Annotated in this window: 14 protein-coding genes; 3 read left to right on the forward strand and 11 right to left on the reverse strand. The window is 69.4% G+C overall.

Annotation, left to right across the window (positions count from 1 at the left end):
* The first annotated feature begins 53 nt into the window (after positions 1 to 53).
* Positions 54 to 797, forward strand: coding sequence for a peroxide stress protein YaaA (gene yaaA, locus OYT95_RS03420; RefSeq protein WP_005565339.1), 744 nt, complete (start codon positions 54 to 56; stop codon positions 795 to 797).
* Between the two features lie 50 nt (positions 798 to 847).
* On the opposite strand, the gene OYT95_RS03425 is transcribed toward yaaA, so the two are convergent.
* Genes OYT95_RS03425 through OYT95_RS03440 form a run of 4 tightly spaced genes read right to left on the reverse strand, consistent with a single transcriptional unit; the run spans position 848 to position 4,317 of the window.
* Positions 848 to 1,234, reverse strand: coding sequence for a universal stress protein (locus tag OYT95_RS03425; protein WP_037245669.1), 387 nt, complete (start codon positions 1,232 to 1,234; stop codon positions 848 to 850).
* Positions 1,231 to 2,790, reverse strand: a complete 1,560-nt coding sequence (locus tag OYT95_RS03430; protein WP_009479789.1) for a tripartite tricarboxylate transporter permease — start codon at positions 2,788 to 2,790, stop codon at positions 1,231 to 1,233. The genes OYT95_RS03425 and OYT95_RS03430 overlap by 4 nt, the downstream gene beginning before the upstream one ends.
* 1 nt (position 2,791) lies before the next feature.
* On the reverse strand, positions 2,792 to 3,331 hold the full coding sequence (locus OYT95_RS03435) for a tripartite tricarboxylate transporter TctB family protein (protein WP_037245665.1): 540 nt from the start codon (positions 3,329 to 3,331) through the stop codon (positions 2,792 to 2,794).
* Positions 3,328 to 4,317: a Bug family tripartite tricarboxylate transporter substrate binding protein gene (locus OYT95_RS03440; RefSeq protein WP_005259246.1), complete on the reverse strand. Its 990-nt coding sequence runs from the start codon at positions 4,315 to 4,317 to the stop codon at positions 3,328 to 3,330. The genes OYT95_RS03435 and OYT95_RS03440 overlap by 4 nt, the downstream gene beginning before the upstream one ends.
* Positions 4,318 to 4,384: 67 nt before the next feature.
* Here OYT95_RS03440 and OYT95_RS03445 point away from each other — a divergent pair, with 67 nt between their 5' ends.
* Together OYT95_RS03445 and OYT95_RS03450 are read left to right on the forward strand one after the other, a co-directional pair.
* Positions 4,385 to 6,001: a sensor histidine kinase gene (locus OYT95_RS03445; protein WP_052033820.1), complete on the forward strand. Its 1,617-nt coding sequence runs from the start codon at positions 4,385 to 4,387 to the stop codon at positions 5,999 to 6,001.
* Between the two features lie 30 nt (positions 6,002 to 6,031).
* Complete coding sequence (locus tag OYT95_RS03450; RefSeq protein WP_025432363.1) at positions 6,032 to 6,706, forward strand: response regulator; 675 nt, start codon at positions 6,032 to 6,034, stop codon at positions 6,704 to 6,706.
* 9 nt (positions 6,707 to 6,715) lie between these two features.
* On the opposite strand, the gene OYT95_RS03455 is transcribed toward OYT95_RS03450, so the two are convergent.
* The 7 genes from OYT95_RS03455 to cobO all read right to left on the reverse strand — a co-directional run bounded on the left by OYT95_RS03455 (position 6,716) and on the right by cobO (position 13,163).
* On the reverse strand, positions 6,716 to 7,483 hold the full coding sequence (locus OYT95_RS03455) for a trypsin-like serine peptidase (protein WP_037245659.1): 768 nt from the start codon (positions 7,481 to 7,483) through the stop codon (positions 6,716 to 6,718).
* 61 nt (positions 7,484 to 7,544) lie between these two features.
* A complete protein-coding gene (locus OYT95_RS03460; RefSeq protein ID WP_005240620.1) occupies positions 7,545 to 7,916 on the reverse strand; it encodes a glyoxalase superfamily protein in 372 nt (123 codons plus the stop codon).
* 56 nt (positions 7,917 to 7,972) lie between these two features.
* Positions 7,973 to 9,406: an MFS transporter gene (locus tag OYT95_RS03465; RefSeq protein WP_052033819.1), complete on the reverse strand. Its 1,434-nt coding sequence runs from the start codon at positions 9,404 to 9,406 to the stop codon at positions 7,973 to 7,975.
* Between the two features lie 101 nt (positions 9,407 to 9,507).
* Positions 9,508 to 10,734 (reverse strand): uroporphyrinogen-III C-methyltransferase, encoded by a 1,227-nt coding sequence (gene cobA, locus OYT95_RS03470; RefSeq protein ID WP_011598457.1) that lies wholly within the window; start codon positions 10,732 to 10,734, stop codon positions 9,508 to 9,510.
* 47 nt (positions 10,735 to 10,781) lie between these two features.
* A complete protein-coding gene (locus OYT95_RS03475; RefSeq protein ID WP_037245654.1) occupies positions 10,782 to 11,162 on the reverse strand; it encodes a cobalamin biosynthesis protein in 381 nt (126 codons plus the stop codon).
* Entirely contained in the window at positions 11,155 to 12,555 is a 1,401-nt protein-coding gene (locus OYT95_RS03480) for a cobyrinate a,c-diamide synthase (protein WP_037245651.1), read from the reverse strand. The genes OYT95_RS03475 and OYT95_RS03480 overlap by 8 nt, the downstream gene beginning before the upstream one ends.
* On the reverse strand, positions 12,549 to 13,163 hold the full coding sequence (cobO, locus tag OYT95_RS03485; protein WP_037245649.1) for a cob(I)yrinic acid a,c-diamide adenosyltransferase: 615 nt from the start codon (positions 13,161 to 13,163) through the stop codon (positions 12,549 to 12,551). The genes OYT95_RS03480 and cobO overlap by 7 nt, the downstream gene beginning before the upstream one ends.
* Positions 13,164 to 13,187: the final 24 nt, after the last annotated feature.

Raw genomic sequence — 13,187 nt, forward strand, 5'->3', positions numbered from 1 at the left:
ATACCAGAATAGTCGGCTGGGACGGGGCCGGGCGCGTCGGTAGGGTTTCGTGCGTGCTGGTGTTACTTCCTCCCTCCGAAACCAAGTCCGACGGCGGTGCCGACGCGCCCCTCGACCTGGCCGAGCTGTCGATGCCGCAGCTCACCGAAACCCGCGAAGTGCTGGTCCAGGCGCTGGTCGCGCTGGCCGCGGACGGGGAGGCGTCGCAGCTCGCGCTCGGCCTCGGTCCCACCCAGGCCGACGAGATCGAGCGGAACGCCAAACTGTGGGTCTCCCCCACCCGGCCCGCACTCGAGCGTTACACCGGTGTGCTGTTCGATGCGCTCGACGCGAAGTCGTTCACCAAGGCGCAGAAGTCCAAGGCGTTGTCGCGTCTGGCGATGGGTTCCGCGCTGTTCGGTGCGGTGCGCGCCGGTGATCTGATCCCCGCCTACCGGCTGTCGGGCGGATCGAAGCTGCCCGGGCTGGGCACTCTCCGGGCGTTGTGGAAGCCGGAACTGAGCCGGGCGATCGCCGCGGAAGCGGACGGCCTCGTCGTCGACCTGCGGTCGGGGACGTACCAGCAACTCGGACCGATCCCCGAGGCCGTGATCGCCACCGTGCTCACCGAGAAACCGGACGGCACCCGCACCGTCGTCAGTCATTTCAACAAGCACCACAAGGGTCTGCTGGCACGCGCGCTCACCGTCTCCCGCGCCGAACCCCAGGACGTGCGCGGGGTGGCGCGGGTGGCGTCGAAGGCCGGCCTGCGCGTCGAGGTGGCGTCGGACCGCGAGCTGATCATCCTCACCGACTGACCTGTGAGTACTTATTAACCGCGGGCGGTTAATAAGTACTCACAGGAGCTTCATTCGGGCTTGACTGCCAGGACCGGTTTGCGGCACGACAGCAGCAGGCGCTGGGCCGTGCTGCCCATCAGGAGCTTCCCGACCGGGGTGCGGTCGCGGATGCCGATCACGAGCAGTTCCGCGCTGGGCGCCGTCATGGCCTCGAGAATCACGTCGACGGTCTCGTCTCCCACGATCTGCCGGACCTCGTGGTCGACCCCGCTCGCGGCCAGCTTGCCTTCGAGTTCCTGGAGGTGCGCGTTGTCGGCGAACGACTGGTCGGCGAGGGAGTCACCCTTCGACGTGTTGATCACGAGCAGCGACGTCCCGCGCAGCTGCGCCTCCGCGACGCCGTGTTCGAGGGCCGCGCCTCCGAACTGGTCGGGGGTGTATCCGACGACGATCATGCGTGTGCCTTCTCTCTGGTGTCGGTGGAGTCGCCACCGGCCGGTCCGTCGGGGAAGTCGGGCGCCGCGACGGGGTAGTGCGCGCGGACGACCTTGGCGACGAGGGGTGCGATGAGGAGCACTGCGATCACGATATAGACGATGATCGCGACGGGCTCGGTGAACAGGCTGCCCCAGTCACCGCCGCCGAGTTGCAGGCTCTGCCGCAGTTGCCGTTCGATGCGCGGTCCGAGGATGACGCCGATGATGAGCGGCAGCACCGGCAGCCCGAACCTCCGCATCATCAGCCCCATCAGCCCGAATGTCAGCAGCAGCGCGAGGTCGAGCCACTGGAGGTTGACGGCGAACGCGCCCAGCGCGGCGAAGAACAGGATGCCCGCGTAGAGGTAGGGGCGCGGTGTGCGGAGCAGTTTCGCCCACAGCGGTGCGAGCGGAAGGTTGAGCACCAGGAGCAGGAAGTTGCCGATGAACAGGCTCGCGATCAGCGTCCAGATCAGCAGCGGTTCCTTCTCGAACAGTGTCGGGCCCGGCTGGATCCCGTACGACACGAACGCCGTCAGCATGACCGCGGCCGTGGCGTTGGTCGGCAGGCCCAGCGACAGCATCGGCACCAGTGTGCCTGCCGCCGACGCGTTGTTGGCCGCCTCCGGCCCCGCGACACCTTCGATGGCGCCCTTGCCGAATTCGTCCTTGTGCTTCGACAGTTTCTTCTCGGTGATGTAGGAGAGGAAGGTGGGCAGTTCGGCGCCGCCTGCGGGTAGTGCGCCGAACGGGAATCCGTACGCGGTACCCCGCAGCCACGGTTTCCACGAACGCTTCCAGTCTTTCTTTCCCATCCACGGCCTGCCGACGGGAATGACCTCGGCCGGCTTGCGGCGGAGGTGAGCGGCCACCCAGAGCGCCTCACCGAGTGCGAACACGGCGACCGCGACGACGACGATGTCGATCCCGTCGGACAGCTGCGGGATGCCGAACGTGGCACGCGGCTGGCCGGTGAGGAAGTCGATGCCGACCAACCCGATCGCGAGACCGAGCAGCAGGGAGATGCATCCGCGGAGCTTCGAGGTTCCGAGGACGGCCGTGACGGCCACGAGCGCGAGCAGCATGATCGCGAGGTAGGACGGGGCTCCGAGGGTGACCGCGAAACTCGACACCATGGGCGCGAACAGCACCAGGAGCATCGTGCCGATCGACCCGGCGACGAACGACCCGATCGCGGCGGTCGCCAGGGCCTGCGCGGCCCTGCCTGCTTTCGCCATCTTGTTGCCCTCGATCGCCGTGATCACCGACGACGACTCCCCCGGTGTGTTCAGCAGGATCGACGTCGTCGACCCGCCGTACATGCCGCCGTAGTAGATGCCGGCGAACATGATGAACGCGGCGCTCGGGCTGACGTTGTAGGTGACGGGAAGCAGGAGGGCCACGGTCATGGCCGGTCCGATGCCCGGGAGAACGCCGACCGCCGTGCCGAGGAGGACGCCGATGCACGCGTACAGCAGATTCATGGGGGTGGCTGCTTGCTCGAACCCCTGCAGCAGCCAGTTCAGATTGTCCATGTCAGAGAATTCCGTCCAGAATGCCTGCGGGCAGCGGTATTCCGAGCCCGACGTAGAACGCGTAGAAGCTGCCGAATCCGAGCACGGCCCCGATGGCGATGTTCCGCACCCAGTGGCGGCTGCCCAGAATGGTTGCGGCCCCGGCGAACAGGACGGTGCCGATGATCGCCCAGCCCAGGAAGTCGACGAGCGCGATGGTCACCACGAACAACCCGACGAGCAGGCCCACCGTCTTCCAGTCGCCCGGGGACTCCGGATCGACGTCCTCGCCGCTGTCGGCTTCCCCGGTGGAGCCCCGCAGGATCGCGACGGCGAGCACCCCGGCGAAGACCAGCAATCCCCCGCCGATGACGAGCGGGAACAGCCGCGGGCCCACCGGGTCGACCTTCGCGAAACCGTCGCTGAGCGACAGTGCGTCGACGACGAGGAACACCCCGATCACGGCCATCACCGCGCAGACGACGAACTGTGCGTAGTCCCGCCGCTTCGGTGCCGGGGCCGTGTCCGCGGAGACGGCGGACGGTTCTGCGGGCGCGGTCATGTCAGCCCCAATTCGGCCAGGGTGGACGAGACCCGCTCGTCCTGGTCCCGGAGGAACTGCTCGAACTCCGGTCCCGTCGTGAAGGCGTCACTCCAACCGTTCTTCACCAGGGCCTCCTTCCATTCCGGTGTGTCGTGCAACTTTTCGAGCGCCTCGACCATGTCGGCCTTTGCGCCGTCGGACAGTCCGGGCGGCGCCAGGATTCCCCGCCAGTTGGTGAAGGTCAGGTCCACGCCGGCCTCCGTGAGCGTCGGCGCGTCGATTCCTTCGACCCGCTCGTTCCCCGACACCGCGAGGACCCGGACCTGGCCGGCCTCGATCTGGTCTACGTACTCGCCGAGTCCCGACGTGCCTGCGGTGATCTTCTGGCCGAGAAGGGCCGTCAGCAGGTCGCCGCCGCCGTCGTAGGACACGTAGTTCACCGCGTTCGGGTCCACTCCGACCGCGCGCGCCGTCTCCATCGGGAACAGGTGGTCGGGACCGCCGGGCGAGGAACCGCCGCCGATGGTGATCGACGCCGGGTCGGCGCGCCATGCGGCCACGAAGTCGTCGATGGTCTGCAACGGTGAATCCGCGGGCACGAGGATGCCCTCCTGCTCCTCGACCACCTTCGCCAGCGCGGTGGCCTCGGAGACGCGTGCGGTGGATCCGTTGGTGTAGCCGGCGCCGACGACGCCCAGGCCCATCATCATCATGAGGTCGTCGTTGCCGGCCTCGTTCATCAGCCTGGCCATGGCGACCGTTCCACCTGCGCCGATCACGTTGAAGACCTCGACGCGGCCGGTGATGCCCTCGTCTTCCATGATCTTCACCGCGGTCCGCGCCGTGAGGTCGTAGCCGCCGCCCGGACTGTTCGGAACCATCATCCGCACCCTGTGCAGGCCCTCGTCCTCGCCGCGGGTGACCCCGCAGCCGGCCACGAGGAGGCCTACGAGCGCGAGCAGGAGCAGCGCGCGTACCCTGCTCCCGCTACCTGTTCTCGACATCGTTCCTCATTTCGCCATGAATGTGATCTTCCGCAATACTGAACCTCAGGGGTGATGCACGTCACCTATGCGAACGAAACGGAACTTAAGTTCATTGTGGTCACCACTTCATCCCCGCGTGCGTAGCCTCGCGGGCCAGGTCCTGCTCCTCCAGCTCGTCGTCGTCGGCGTCGTGCTGCTCGCGGTGGCCGCCGTGTCGGTCCACCAGTCGACCGTGGAGTTCCGCGACCTCCAGGGGCAGCGCATGATCGCGGTGGCCGAGAACGTGGCGTCGACGCCGGTGGTGCGCGACCAGCTGTCGGACCGCTCGGTCGAGCGCGTGCTGGCCCCCGAAGTCGATCGCGCCGTCAACCTGTCGGGCGCCACACTCGCCGAGATCGTCGCGCCGAACGGGGCGGTGACCGTGTCGTCCGATCCGACACGGCTCGGGGTGGCCGCGGAACTCGGCGCCAGCGACGTGATGACGGGGCGGGCCTGGTCGGGCGACGTGGACGTCGACGGACGCCGCGCCATCGTCGGGCACGTCCCGATCCTGTCCGCCACCGGGGACGTCCTCGCGGTCGTCACCGTCAGCGACGACTACCCGTCCGTCTGGGATCTGCTCAGCAGCGCGGGGGCGCGCCTGCTCCTGTATCTCGGAATCGGTGCCGGTCTCGGGCTTCTCGGCTCGTGGCTGCTCTCGCGCCGGATCAAGACCCACACCCGTGGACTCGAAATCGCCGAGATCGCAAGCCTTGCCGACCATCGCGAGGCCCTGTTGCACAGCATCCGCGAGGGTGTGGTCGCGGTGAACCCGGACGGGGTGATCACCGTGCTCAACGACAGCGCCCAGGAACTGCTCGACCTCACCGACGACGCCGTCGGCCGGCACGTCGACGACGTCGCGCTCGACCCCGCCGTCCGGCAATACCTCCTCAACGGGGAGGACGGCCGCGACGTGGTGCTGTCGACGTCGACGCGCATGCTCGCGCTGAGCAGGCGCGCGGCCACCAGCCAGGGGCACAAGATCGGCACCGTCACCACGATGCGCGACAGCACCGAACTGGCATCCATGCAGAGCCAGCTGTCCTCGCACAAGAGTGTCACCGACACCCTGCGGGCGCAGACACACGAGTTCGCCAACCAGCTGCACACGATCTCGGGCCTGACGCAGCTCGGTGACTACGACGCTGTCACCGACTTCGTCGGCACTCTCACCCGGCGCCGCGCCGAGATCAGTGATGCTGTCACGCAACGCATCTCCGACCCGGCCGTCGCCGCGTTGCTGATCGCGAAGACGTCGCTCGCCGCCGAGACCGGGGTAGCGCTGACATTGGAACCCGACTCGCACCTGCACGCCCTCGACCCCGAACTCGCCACCGACGTCATCACCGTCCTCGGCAACCTCATCGACAATGCCGTCGACGTGTCCGAGGGTGGCCGGGACGCGCGGATCTCGATCCGGATCACCGACGACGACGGCATCCTCATCGAGGTCGCCGATTCCGGCCCCGGAGTTCCCGAAACGATGCGGGAGGAGATCTTCTCGCGCGGGGTCACGTCGAAGCCGGGCACGCCCGGTGGCCGCGGAATCGGGCTCGCCCTGGTCCGTCTCGTCAGCTCCCAGCACGGCGGGTCCGCGGCCGTCTCGGACGCACCCGGCACCGGCGGTGCCTTGTTCACCGTCCACGTACCGCGTAGCTAGACTCTCCGATCATGACGGGACGGCGTGGCGATGTATGAGGTCCTGGTCGTCGACGACGACTTCATGGTCGCGGAGATCCATCGCCGATTCGTCGACAAGACACCGGGGTTCACCACCGTCGGCGTGGCGCGGACCGCCGCCGAGGCCCTCGAATCGGTGCGCACCGCACACCCCGACCTCGTGCTCCTCGACGTGTACCTGCCGGACATGTCCGGCCTCGACGTCCTGCAACGACTGCGCGCGGAGGGCAACGCCGTCGGCGTCATCATGATCACCGCCGCCCGGGAGATCGACACCGTCAGCCGCGCACTGCACGGCGGCGCCTCCGATTATCTGGTCAAACCGTTCGACTACACGCAGCTGCAGGAGAAGCTCGAGAACTTCCGGCGCCGTGCCCGCGCCCTCGAATCACAGTCCGGCGCAGACCAATCCCTGATCGACTCCCTGTTCGGGGGCAAGGGCAAGAATCCGGAGCCGAGCCGGCTCCCGAAGGGGCTCAGCGCCGAAACCGGGCGCCTGGTGCTCGACATCCTGCGGTCGAAGGGCGAGCTGTCGTCGACCGAATGCGCCGAACTCGCCGGACTGTCCCGGGTCAGCGTGCGCCGTTACCTCGAGCACTACCTGTCCGAGGGTCTGCTGGAGGTCCGGCTCGAGTACGGGGGCGCCGGCAGACCCGTCCGCCGCTACCGGCCCGCGCCACGCTGACACGGTCGGTCAGGATCGGGTGCAGGCGCCGGCGAGGGCGAACGGTGTCGAGTCGCCGGCACCGCGGCGCTCCGCGCGGTCCAGCAGCGCGAGCGTTCCGGAACCGAACGTCGGCGAGTAGGACACCGAATCGGTGCACCCGCCGTGGTCGAGGCCGCCGACGAGCGCGACGACCCGCGAACCCGTGACCCACGGACCGCCGCTCGTTCCCTCGCCGAGACCGTCGCAGATCACCGTGGGATAGCTGTCCGTCGACGTGGTCGCGGCGGTGCACGACACCGGACCGTCGGCGAGGGTCGGGTAGCCGGTCACGGCCACGGTGGTCGCGGGTTCCGGCGCGGACGCCAACTCGAATCCCCCACCGACCACCGATTCGACGGACGACGGCACGGTGGTTCCGCTCGGGGCCACCCGGAGCACGGCGTAGTCGTGCTGCGGGTCCTGCGACTCCAGCCAGGCGGGGTCGACATAGATCTGGGACACCGTCCACAGTCCGAACGGGGCCACGCCGCGATCGAATCCGGGCGCGAACGACAGCGCGCCCCCGGACCCCGCGATGCAGTGGGCGGCGGTGAGGACGAGGTCGCCGTCCGCGCTGTCCAGAACCGATCCGGTGCAGACGTGGATGGGCGTGCCGGCCAGGAACAGCGGACCGACGCGAGGATCCGGTGCCGCGGGCGCAGGCGCGGCGACGGCCGATCCCCCGGCTACGCAGGCAGCGAGGAGCAGGCCCACCGCGGCTGCCCCCGTGACGGACGTGCGGGAGGGCGTGACCACAGGACCATCATGCGCCGCTCGTCGCGCGAAGGCAGGCCGAATCCTGCGACCGGCCGCCGGGTCAGCTGCGTGGCGGAAGCTGCTGCAGCGCCCACTCGTTGCCGTCGGGGTCGGCGAAGTACACGAAGCGCCCCCACGCGAGGTCCTGAACCTCGCTGACCGGAACGCCGCGGGCCGACAGCTCGGCGTGGGCGGCATCGGCGTCGTCGATGACGATCTGCAACCCGTGCACCGAGCCGGGCGGGGTGTCGACGAGGCCCTCGCCGACGGCGATCGAGCATGCCGAACCGGGCGGTGTGAGCTGGACGAAACGCACGTTCTCGTTCACGCGGTGGTCGTGGTCGACGACGAAGCCGACCTGGTCGGCGTAGAACGCCTTGGCCCGGTCCACGTCGGACACCGGCAGAATGATCAGCTCGATTTTGTAGTCCATGACCGGATGCTATAGACGGCGTCCGACAACCGGGCCGAAACCGGGCCGGACCGCGTTCACGCCTGTTGCGCGGCCTTCTCGGCGGCCTGCGCCTGCGCGACCTGTTGCGGGGTGAAGCGGATGAACATCGCGGCCAGTCCCGCGATGAGGGCGCAGCCGGCGCTGCCGACGAGGGCGAAGGTGTACCCGTTGCCGAGCGCCTCGAGTTGCGTCGGATTCATGTCGGCGACCTTGCCGGAGACGCCGCCGAGGGACAACGTCCGCGAGGTGGCCATCGCCCCGATGACGGCCAGGGCGAGGGGTCCGCCGAGGGTCTGCGCCACCTGGGCGATGGCGGCGAGCGGACCGATCTCCGTCTCGGACACTCCGGCGATGGCGCACAGCGGGAGCGGGACGACGGCGAGTCCGACACCGAATCCGATCCCGATGACCGGCACGAACAGGTTGCCGAGGTAGGTGGCGGAACTGTCGAGGGTCGAGCCGTAGAGCAGCCCGACCACCATGATCGCGGCGCCGGCGACCACGAGCCATCGGGGCTGGATCCGCACGGCGAGCTTGGACGCCACCGCGGCCGCGCCGCCGAGGCCGAACGCGAACGGGATGAACGCAAGGCCCGCCTCGAGGGGGCTGTAACCGAGAATGTCCTGGACGAACAACGCGACGAAGGCGGCGACCGTGAACATGACGGCACCGGCGAAGAAGATCGCGACGAGCGTCGCCACCCGGTTCTTGTCGCGGAACAGGGAGAACGGCAGCAGCGGGTTGTCGGCGGTCCGTTCGACGTACAGGAATGCGCAGAACAGCAGCAGACCGACGACGAGCGCGCCGATCACGTACGGACTCCCCCAGCCGAGTTCCGGACCCTCGGTGAGCGCGAACACGACGCCAGTCGCCGCGACGGTGGCGAGAACCGCACCGGGAACGTCGAGAGCCAGGCGCTCGCCCGCGGTCTCCTTCAACGCCACGAACGCGCACCCCACGATGACGACACCGATGGGGACGTTGATGAGGAAGATCAGGCGCCAGGACACCTCGGTGAGGGCGCCGCCGATGATCAGACCCGCGATCGACCCGATGCCCGTCATGGCCGCGAAGATCGCGATGGCCTGGTTACGCGCAGGTCCGGCCGCGAACGTGGTCGCGACCAGGGCCAGCGCCGTCGGGGACGCCACCGCGGCGCCGACACCCTGCAGGAACCGGGCGGCGATCAGCATGAACTCGCCCACCGCGAGACCGCACAGCAGCGAGGCGACGGTGAACAGGGCGACACCGCCGACGAACATCTTCTTCCGGCCGAATGCGTCGCCGAGCCGTCCGCCGAGGAGCATGAGGCCACCGAATGCCAGCGCGTAGGACGTCAGTACCCAGTTGCGGCCGCTGTCGCTGAGACCGAGATCGGCCTGCAGCGGCGCGAGCGCCAGGTTGGCGACGGTGCCGTCGAGGACCACCATCATCTGCAGCCCGCTCAGCACGATGATCGCAAGCCCCATCACACGGGTGGCGGCGGGCGGATTCGCCGTGGCTCTCGCCGCAGACTTGTTCGACGCTGATGCGCCTTCGGGCACTCGGGATTCAGACACGAGGGTTCACGTTACCCAGCGTCCACAGAAAACCCGGCCACCGGCCCGATGACCACGATGGCAGGCGGCCGGATCTGCTCTTCCTTCACCCGGGCGGCGACGGTCTGGAGATCGGCCCGCACGGTGCGCTGCGTGCGCAGCGTGCCCTCCTGGATGACCGTGACCGGGGTGTCCACCGGACGCCCACCCTCCATGAGGACCGTCGCGAACGCCTCGATGCGCTCGACGGCCATCAGCAACACGATGGTGCCCTTCAACCGGGCCAGGGCCGACCAGTCGACGAGGGAATCCGGGTGGTCGGGGGCGACGTGACCGCTGACGACGACGAACTCGTGGGTGACGCCCCGGTGGGTGACGGGGATGCCGGCGGCCGACGGCACCGAGATGGCGCTGGTGATGCCGGGGACGACCGTGACGGGCACACCCGCCGCCGCGCACGCCTCGAGTTCCTCGTAGCCGCGCCCGAACACGTACGGGTCGCCGCCCTTGAGCCGCACCACGAACTTGCCTGCCTTCGCGCCGTCGATGAGGGCGGCGTTGATCGCCTCCTGCGCCATCGCGCGGCCGTAGGGAATCTTCGCCGCGTCGATGACCTCGACGTCGGAGCCGAGTTCGGCGAGCAGTTCCGGCGGGGCGAGCCGGTCGGCGACCACCACGTCGGCCCGGGCCAGCAGTCGACGGCCGCGCACGGTGATGAGATCGGGGTCGCCGGGGCCGCCGCCCACCAGTGCGACACCGGCCGCCGGGTGGTCGGCGGTGTCGGCGACCGCACCGGATTGCAGGCCCTCGACGAGTGCGGTGCGCACTGCGGCGGACCGGCGGTGGTCGCCGCCCGCCAGCACGCCGATGCTCATCCCGTCGTAGCTCGCGCTCGCCGGTGTGACGGCGGTGCCGTAGCGGGCGTTGTCGGCGCGGACGCAGAAGACACGATTCCGCTCCGCCTCGGCGACGATCGCCGCGTTGGTGTCCGGTTCGTCCGTGCACGCGATGGCGTACCAGGCGTCGGCGAGGTCGCCGTCCCGGTATTCGCGAAGTTCCAGTGTGATCTGTCCCGCGGTGGCCATTCCCTCGACCGCCGGCGTGACCGCGCGGCTGATCAGGTGCACCCGCGCACCCGACGCGATCAGGAGCCCGAGCCTGCGCTGTGCCACTGTTCCGCCACCGACCACGACCACACGACGATCGGCCAAATTGAGTCCGACCAGGTAGTTGGTCTCGTCTCCGGTGGCAGCAGTCACGCGCTCTCCCCGTTTCTCCAGAAAATCCTGCACGTCTCGTCTCGAACCTACGAAACTTTACGGGCTGCTGCGACGACGACGCCATTCGCGGACCACTTGGTCACGATCAGGGGCCCGCCGCCCGCGCCGAGCACCGCCGCCGCTTCCGCGACGCTCGGCGATCCCGTCGCCGCGTGCACCCGGTCCGACGGGTTCGCCACCTCGACGGTGGCGAGTGCCCCCGCGGCGAATCCGCGGACGGGGACACCCAACGCCGCTGCCGCATCCCGGACAGCCGGGTCCGCTGCCTTGCGGTCGAGGGTGCACAGGCAGTCCAGCGTCGCGTCCGGACCCAGATTCGCGGACGTCAGCATCTGCCGGACAGCGGCGAGGATGTCCGCGCTGCCCGCTGCCGCGCGGAACCCGACGCCGACGCAGACGTCACCCATGCGCGGCGAAGGTGCGGGCCGCGCCGACGAAACGGGGGATCGCCTCCGGGTGACCCGCGGGGTGCGTGTGCAGGTACGACGCGTGCACGCCGCCGCGCACGAAACCCTCGCGCGCAGGGTCGCCGTCCCACGGCCGCCATCCCCAGGCCGGTGCGAAGCCGTCCGCCTCGGCCGCAGCGAGCGACGTGCGATGGAACTCGTGGCCGACCACCCGCTCACCGGTGGCGAAGAGGATGGAGTCCGTGACCGCCACCGCCTCGCGGTACCCGAGCGTGAGACGAGACCCGAACGAGGCGTCGACCCCGACCACTGAAGCCATCGCGTGCCCGTCGAGGCTGCGGGCGAGGTAGAGCAGACCGGCGCACTCCGCATGGATCGGTGCACCCGCCGCGGCGAGTTCCCGGATCTGTGTCAGGAGCGCAGAGTTTTCCCCGAGGGCGACGGCGTGCTCCTCGGGGAAACCACCGGGCAGCACCACGCCGCTCGTGCCGGGCGGCAGCGCGTCGTGCAGGGGGTCGAACGTGATGACGTCCGCACCGGCGGCGCCCAGGAGTTCGCGGTGTTCGGCGTACCCGAAGGTGAACGCCCGGCCCCCGGCGATCGCCACGGTCGGGCGCGGGCCGGGCGGAATCGGCCCGACCTCGGCGGCGGGGTCCCACACCGGCCCGTCGACCGCCGAGGCCGCGAGCGCGCGGATGGCGGGCAGGTCGAGGTGGCGGGCGGCCAATCGGGTCATCGCATCGACGGCGTCCACCGCGTCGGATCCGTGCTCCGCCGCCGGGATCAGACCCAGGTGTCGGGACGGGACCTCCAGTTCGGCCATCCGCGGCACGGCGCCGAGCACGGGGAGCCCGACGCGCTCGCATGCCTGCCGCAGCACCTGTTCGTGCCGCGGGCTTCCCACCCGGTTGAGGATCACCCCGCCGATGCGGACCCCGGAGTCGTACATCGAGAAGCCGTGCAGGACCGCGGCCAGGCTCTGGCTGTGCCCGCGGGCGTCGACCACGAGCACGACCGGTGCGCCGAGCAGTGCGGCCACCTGGGCCGTCGATCCCTCGGCCGACGGCTCCTGCGACGCGGCGTCGATCTTGCCGTCGAACAGGCCCATGACGCCCTCGACGACCGCGAGGTCGCACCCCGAACTGCCGTGCCGGTACAGCGGGGCGATCCTCTGCGCGCCCACCATGACCGGGTCGAGATTGCGTCCCGGCCGTCCCGCCGCGAGCCCGTGGTATCCGGGGTCGATGTAGTCGGGGCCGACCTTGAACGGTGCCACCCTGCAGCCCGACTCACGCAATGCCCCCACCAAACCGGTTGCGACGGTGGTTTTTCCGCTACCCGATGCGGGGGCGGCGATGACCACTGCGGGCGCCGCGGGGAGCGTGGTCACCACTCGATGCCCCGCTGGCCCTTCCGGCCGGCGTCCATCGGATGCTTGATCTTGGTCATCTCCGTCACCAGATCCGCGGCGTCGATCAGCGCCTGCGGGGCGTCGCGGCCCGTGATCACCACGTGCTGGTTACCCGGCCGATTCTGCAGGACCTCGACCACCTCGTCGACATCCACCCATCCCCACTTCAGGGGATACGTGAACTCGTCCAGCACGTAGAACCGGTGTTCCTCGGCCCCGAGCCGGCGGGCGATCTCGCGCCATCCCTCGGCGGCCGCGGCAGCGTGGTCTTCCTCGCTGCCGTGCTTGCGCGTCCACGACCAACCCTCGCCCATCTTGTGCCACTGCACCGCCCCACCGACACCGGTGTCCTCGTGCAGCTGACCGAGGGCGCGGAAGGCTGCTTCCTCCCCCACCTTCCACTTGGCGCTCTTGACGAACTGGAACACCCCGACGTCGAATCCCTGATTCCAGGCACGCAGCGCCATGCCGAATGCCGCCGTCGACTTCCCCTTACCCGGCCCGGTGTGGACCGCGAGCACGGGAGCGTTACGTCGTTGACGTGTGGTGAGGCCATCGTCGGGAACGTTCTCGGGAACACCCTTGGGCATGTCTTCTCTCTCCCCTACCGAATC

The sequence above is a fragment of the Rhodococcus sp. JS3073 genome, assembly GCF_026810085.1.
Classification (GTDB): domain Bacteria; phylum Actinomycetota; class Actinomycetes; order Mycobacteriales; family Mycobacteriaceae; genus Rhodococcus_F; species Rhodococcus_F wratislaviensis.

Excerpts from the sequence above, each read along its gene's own strand:
- OYT95_RS03460 (WP_005240620.1), bottom strand. The coding sequence starts at position 7,916 with ATGGACTACAAAATCGAGCTGATCATTCTGCCGGTGTCCGACGTGGAC.
- OYT95_RS03435 (WP_037245665.1), bottom strand. The coding sequence starts at position 3,331 with ATGACCGCGCCCGCAGAACCGTCCGCCGTCTCCGCGGACACGGCCCCG.
- OYT95_RS03450 (WP_025432363.1), top strand. The coding sequence starts at position 6,032 with ATGTATGAGGTCCTGGTCGTCGACGACGACTTCATGGTCGCGGAGATC.
- cobO (WP_037245649.1), bottom strand. The coding sequence starts at position 13,163 with ATGCCCAAGGGTGTTCCCGAGAACGTTCCCGACGATGGCCTCACCACA.
- OYT95_RS03465 (WP_052033819.1), bottom strand. The coding sequence starts at position 9,406 with ATGGGGCTTGCGATCATCGTGCTGAGCGGGCTGCAGATGATGGTGGTC.
- OYT95_RS03445 (WP_052033820.1), top strand. The coding sequence starts at position 4,385 with ATGCGAACGAAACGGAACTTAAGTTCATTGTGGTCACCACTTCATCCC.
- OYT95_RS03425 (WP_037245669.1), bottom strand. The coding sequence starts at position 1,234 with ATGATCGTCGTCGGATACACCCCCGACCAGTTCGGAGGCGCGGCCCTC.
- OYT95_RS03440 (WP_005259246.1), bottom strand. The coding sequence starts at position 4,317 with ATGTCGAGAACAGGTAGCGGGAGCAGGGTACGCGCGCTGCTCCTGCTC.
- OYT95_RS03475 (WP_037245654.1), bottom strand. The coding sequence starts at position 11,162 with ATGGGTGACGTCTGCGTCGGCGTCGGGTTCCGCGCGGCAGCGGGCAGC.
- OYT95_RS03430 (WP_009479789.1), bottom strand. The coding sequence starts at position 2,790 with ATGGACAATCTGAACTGGCTGCTGCAGGGGTTCGAGCAAGCAGCCACC.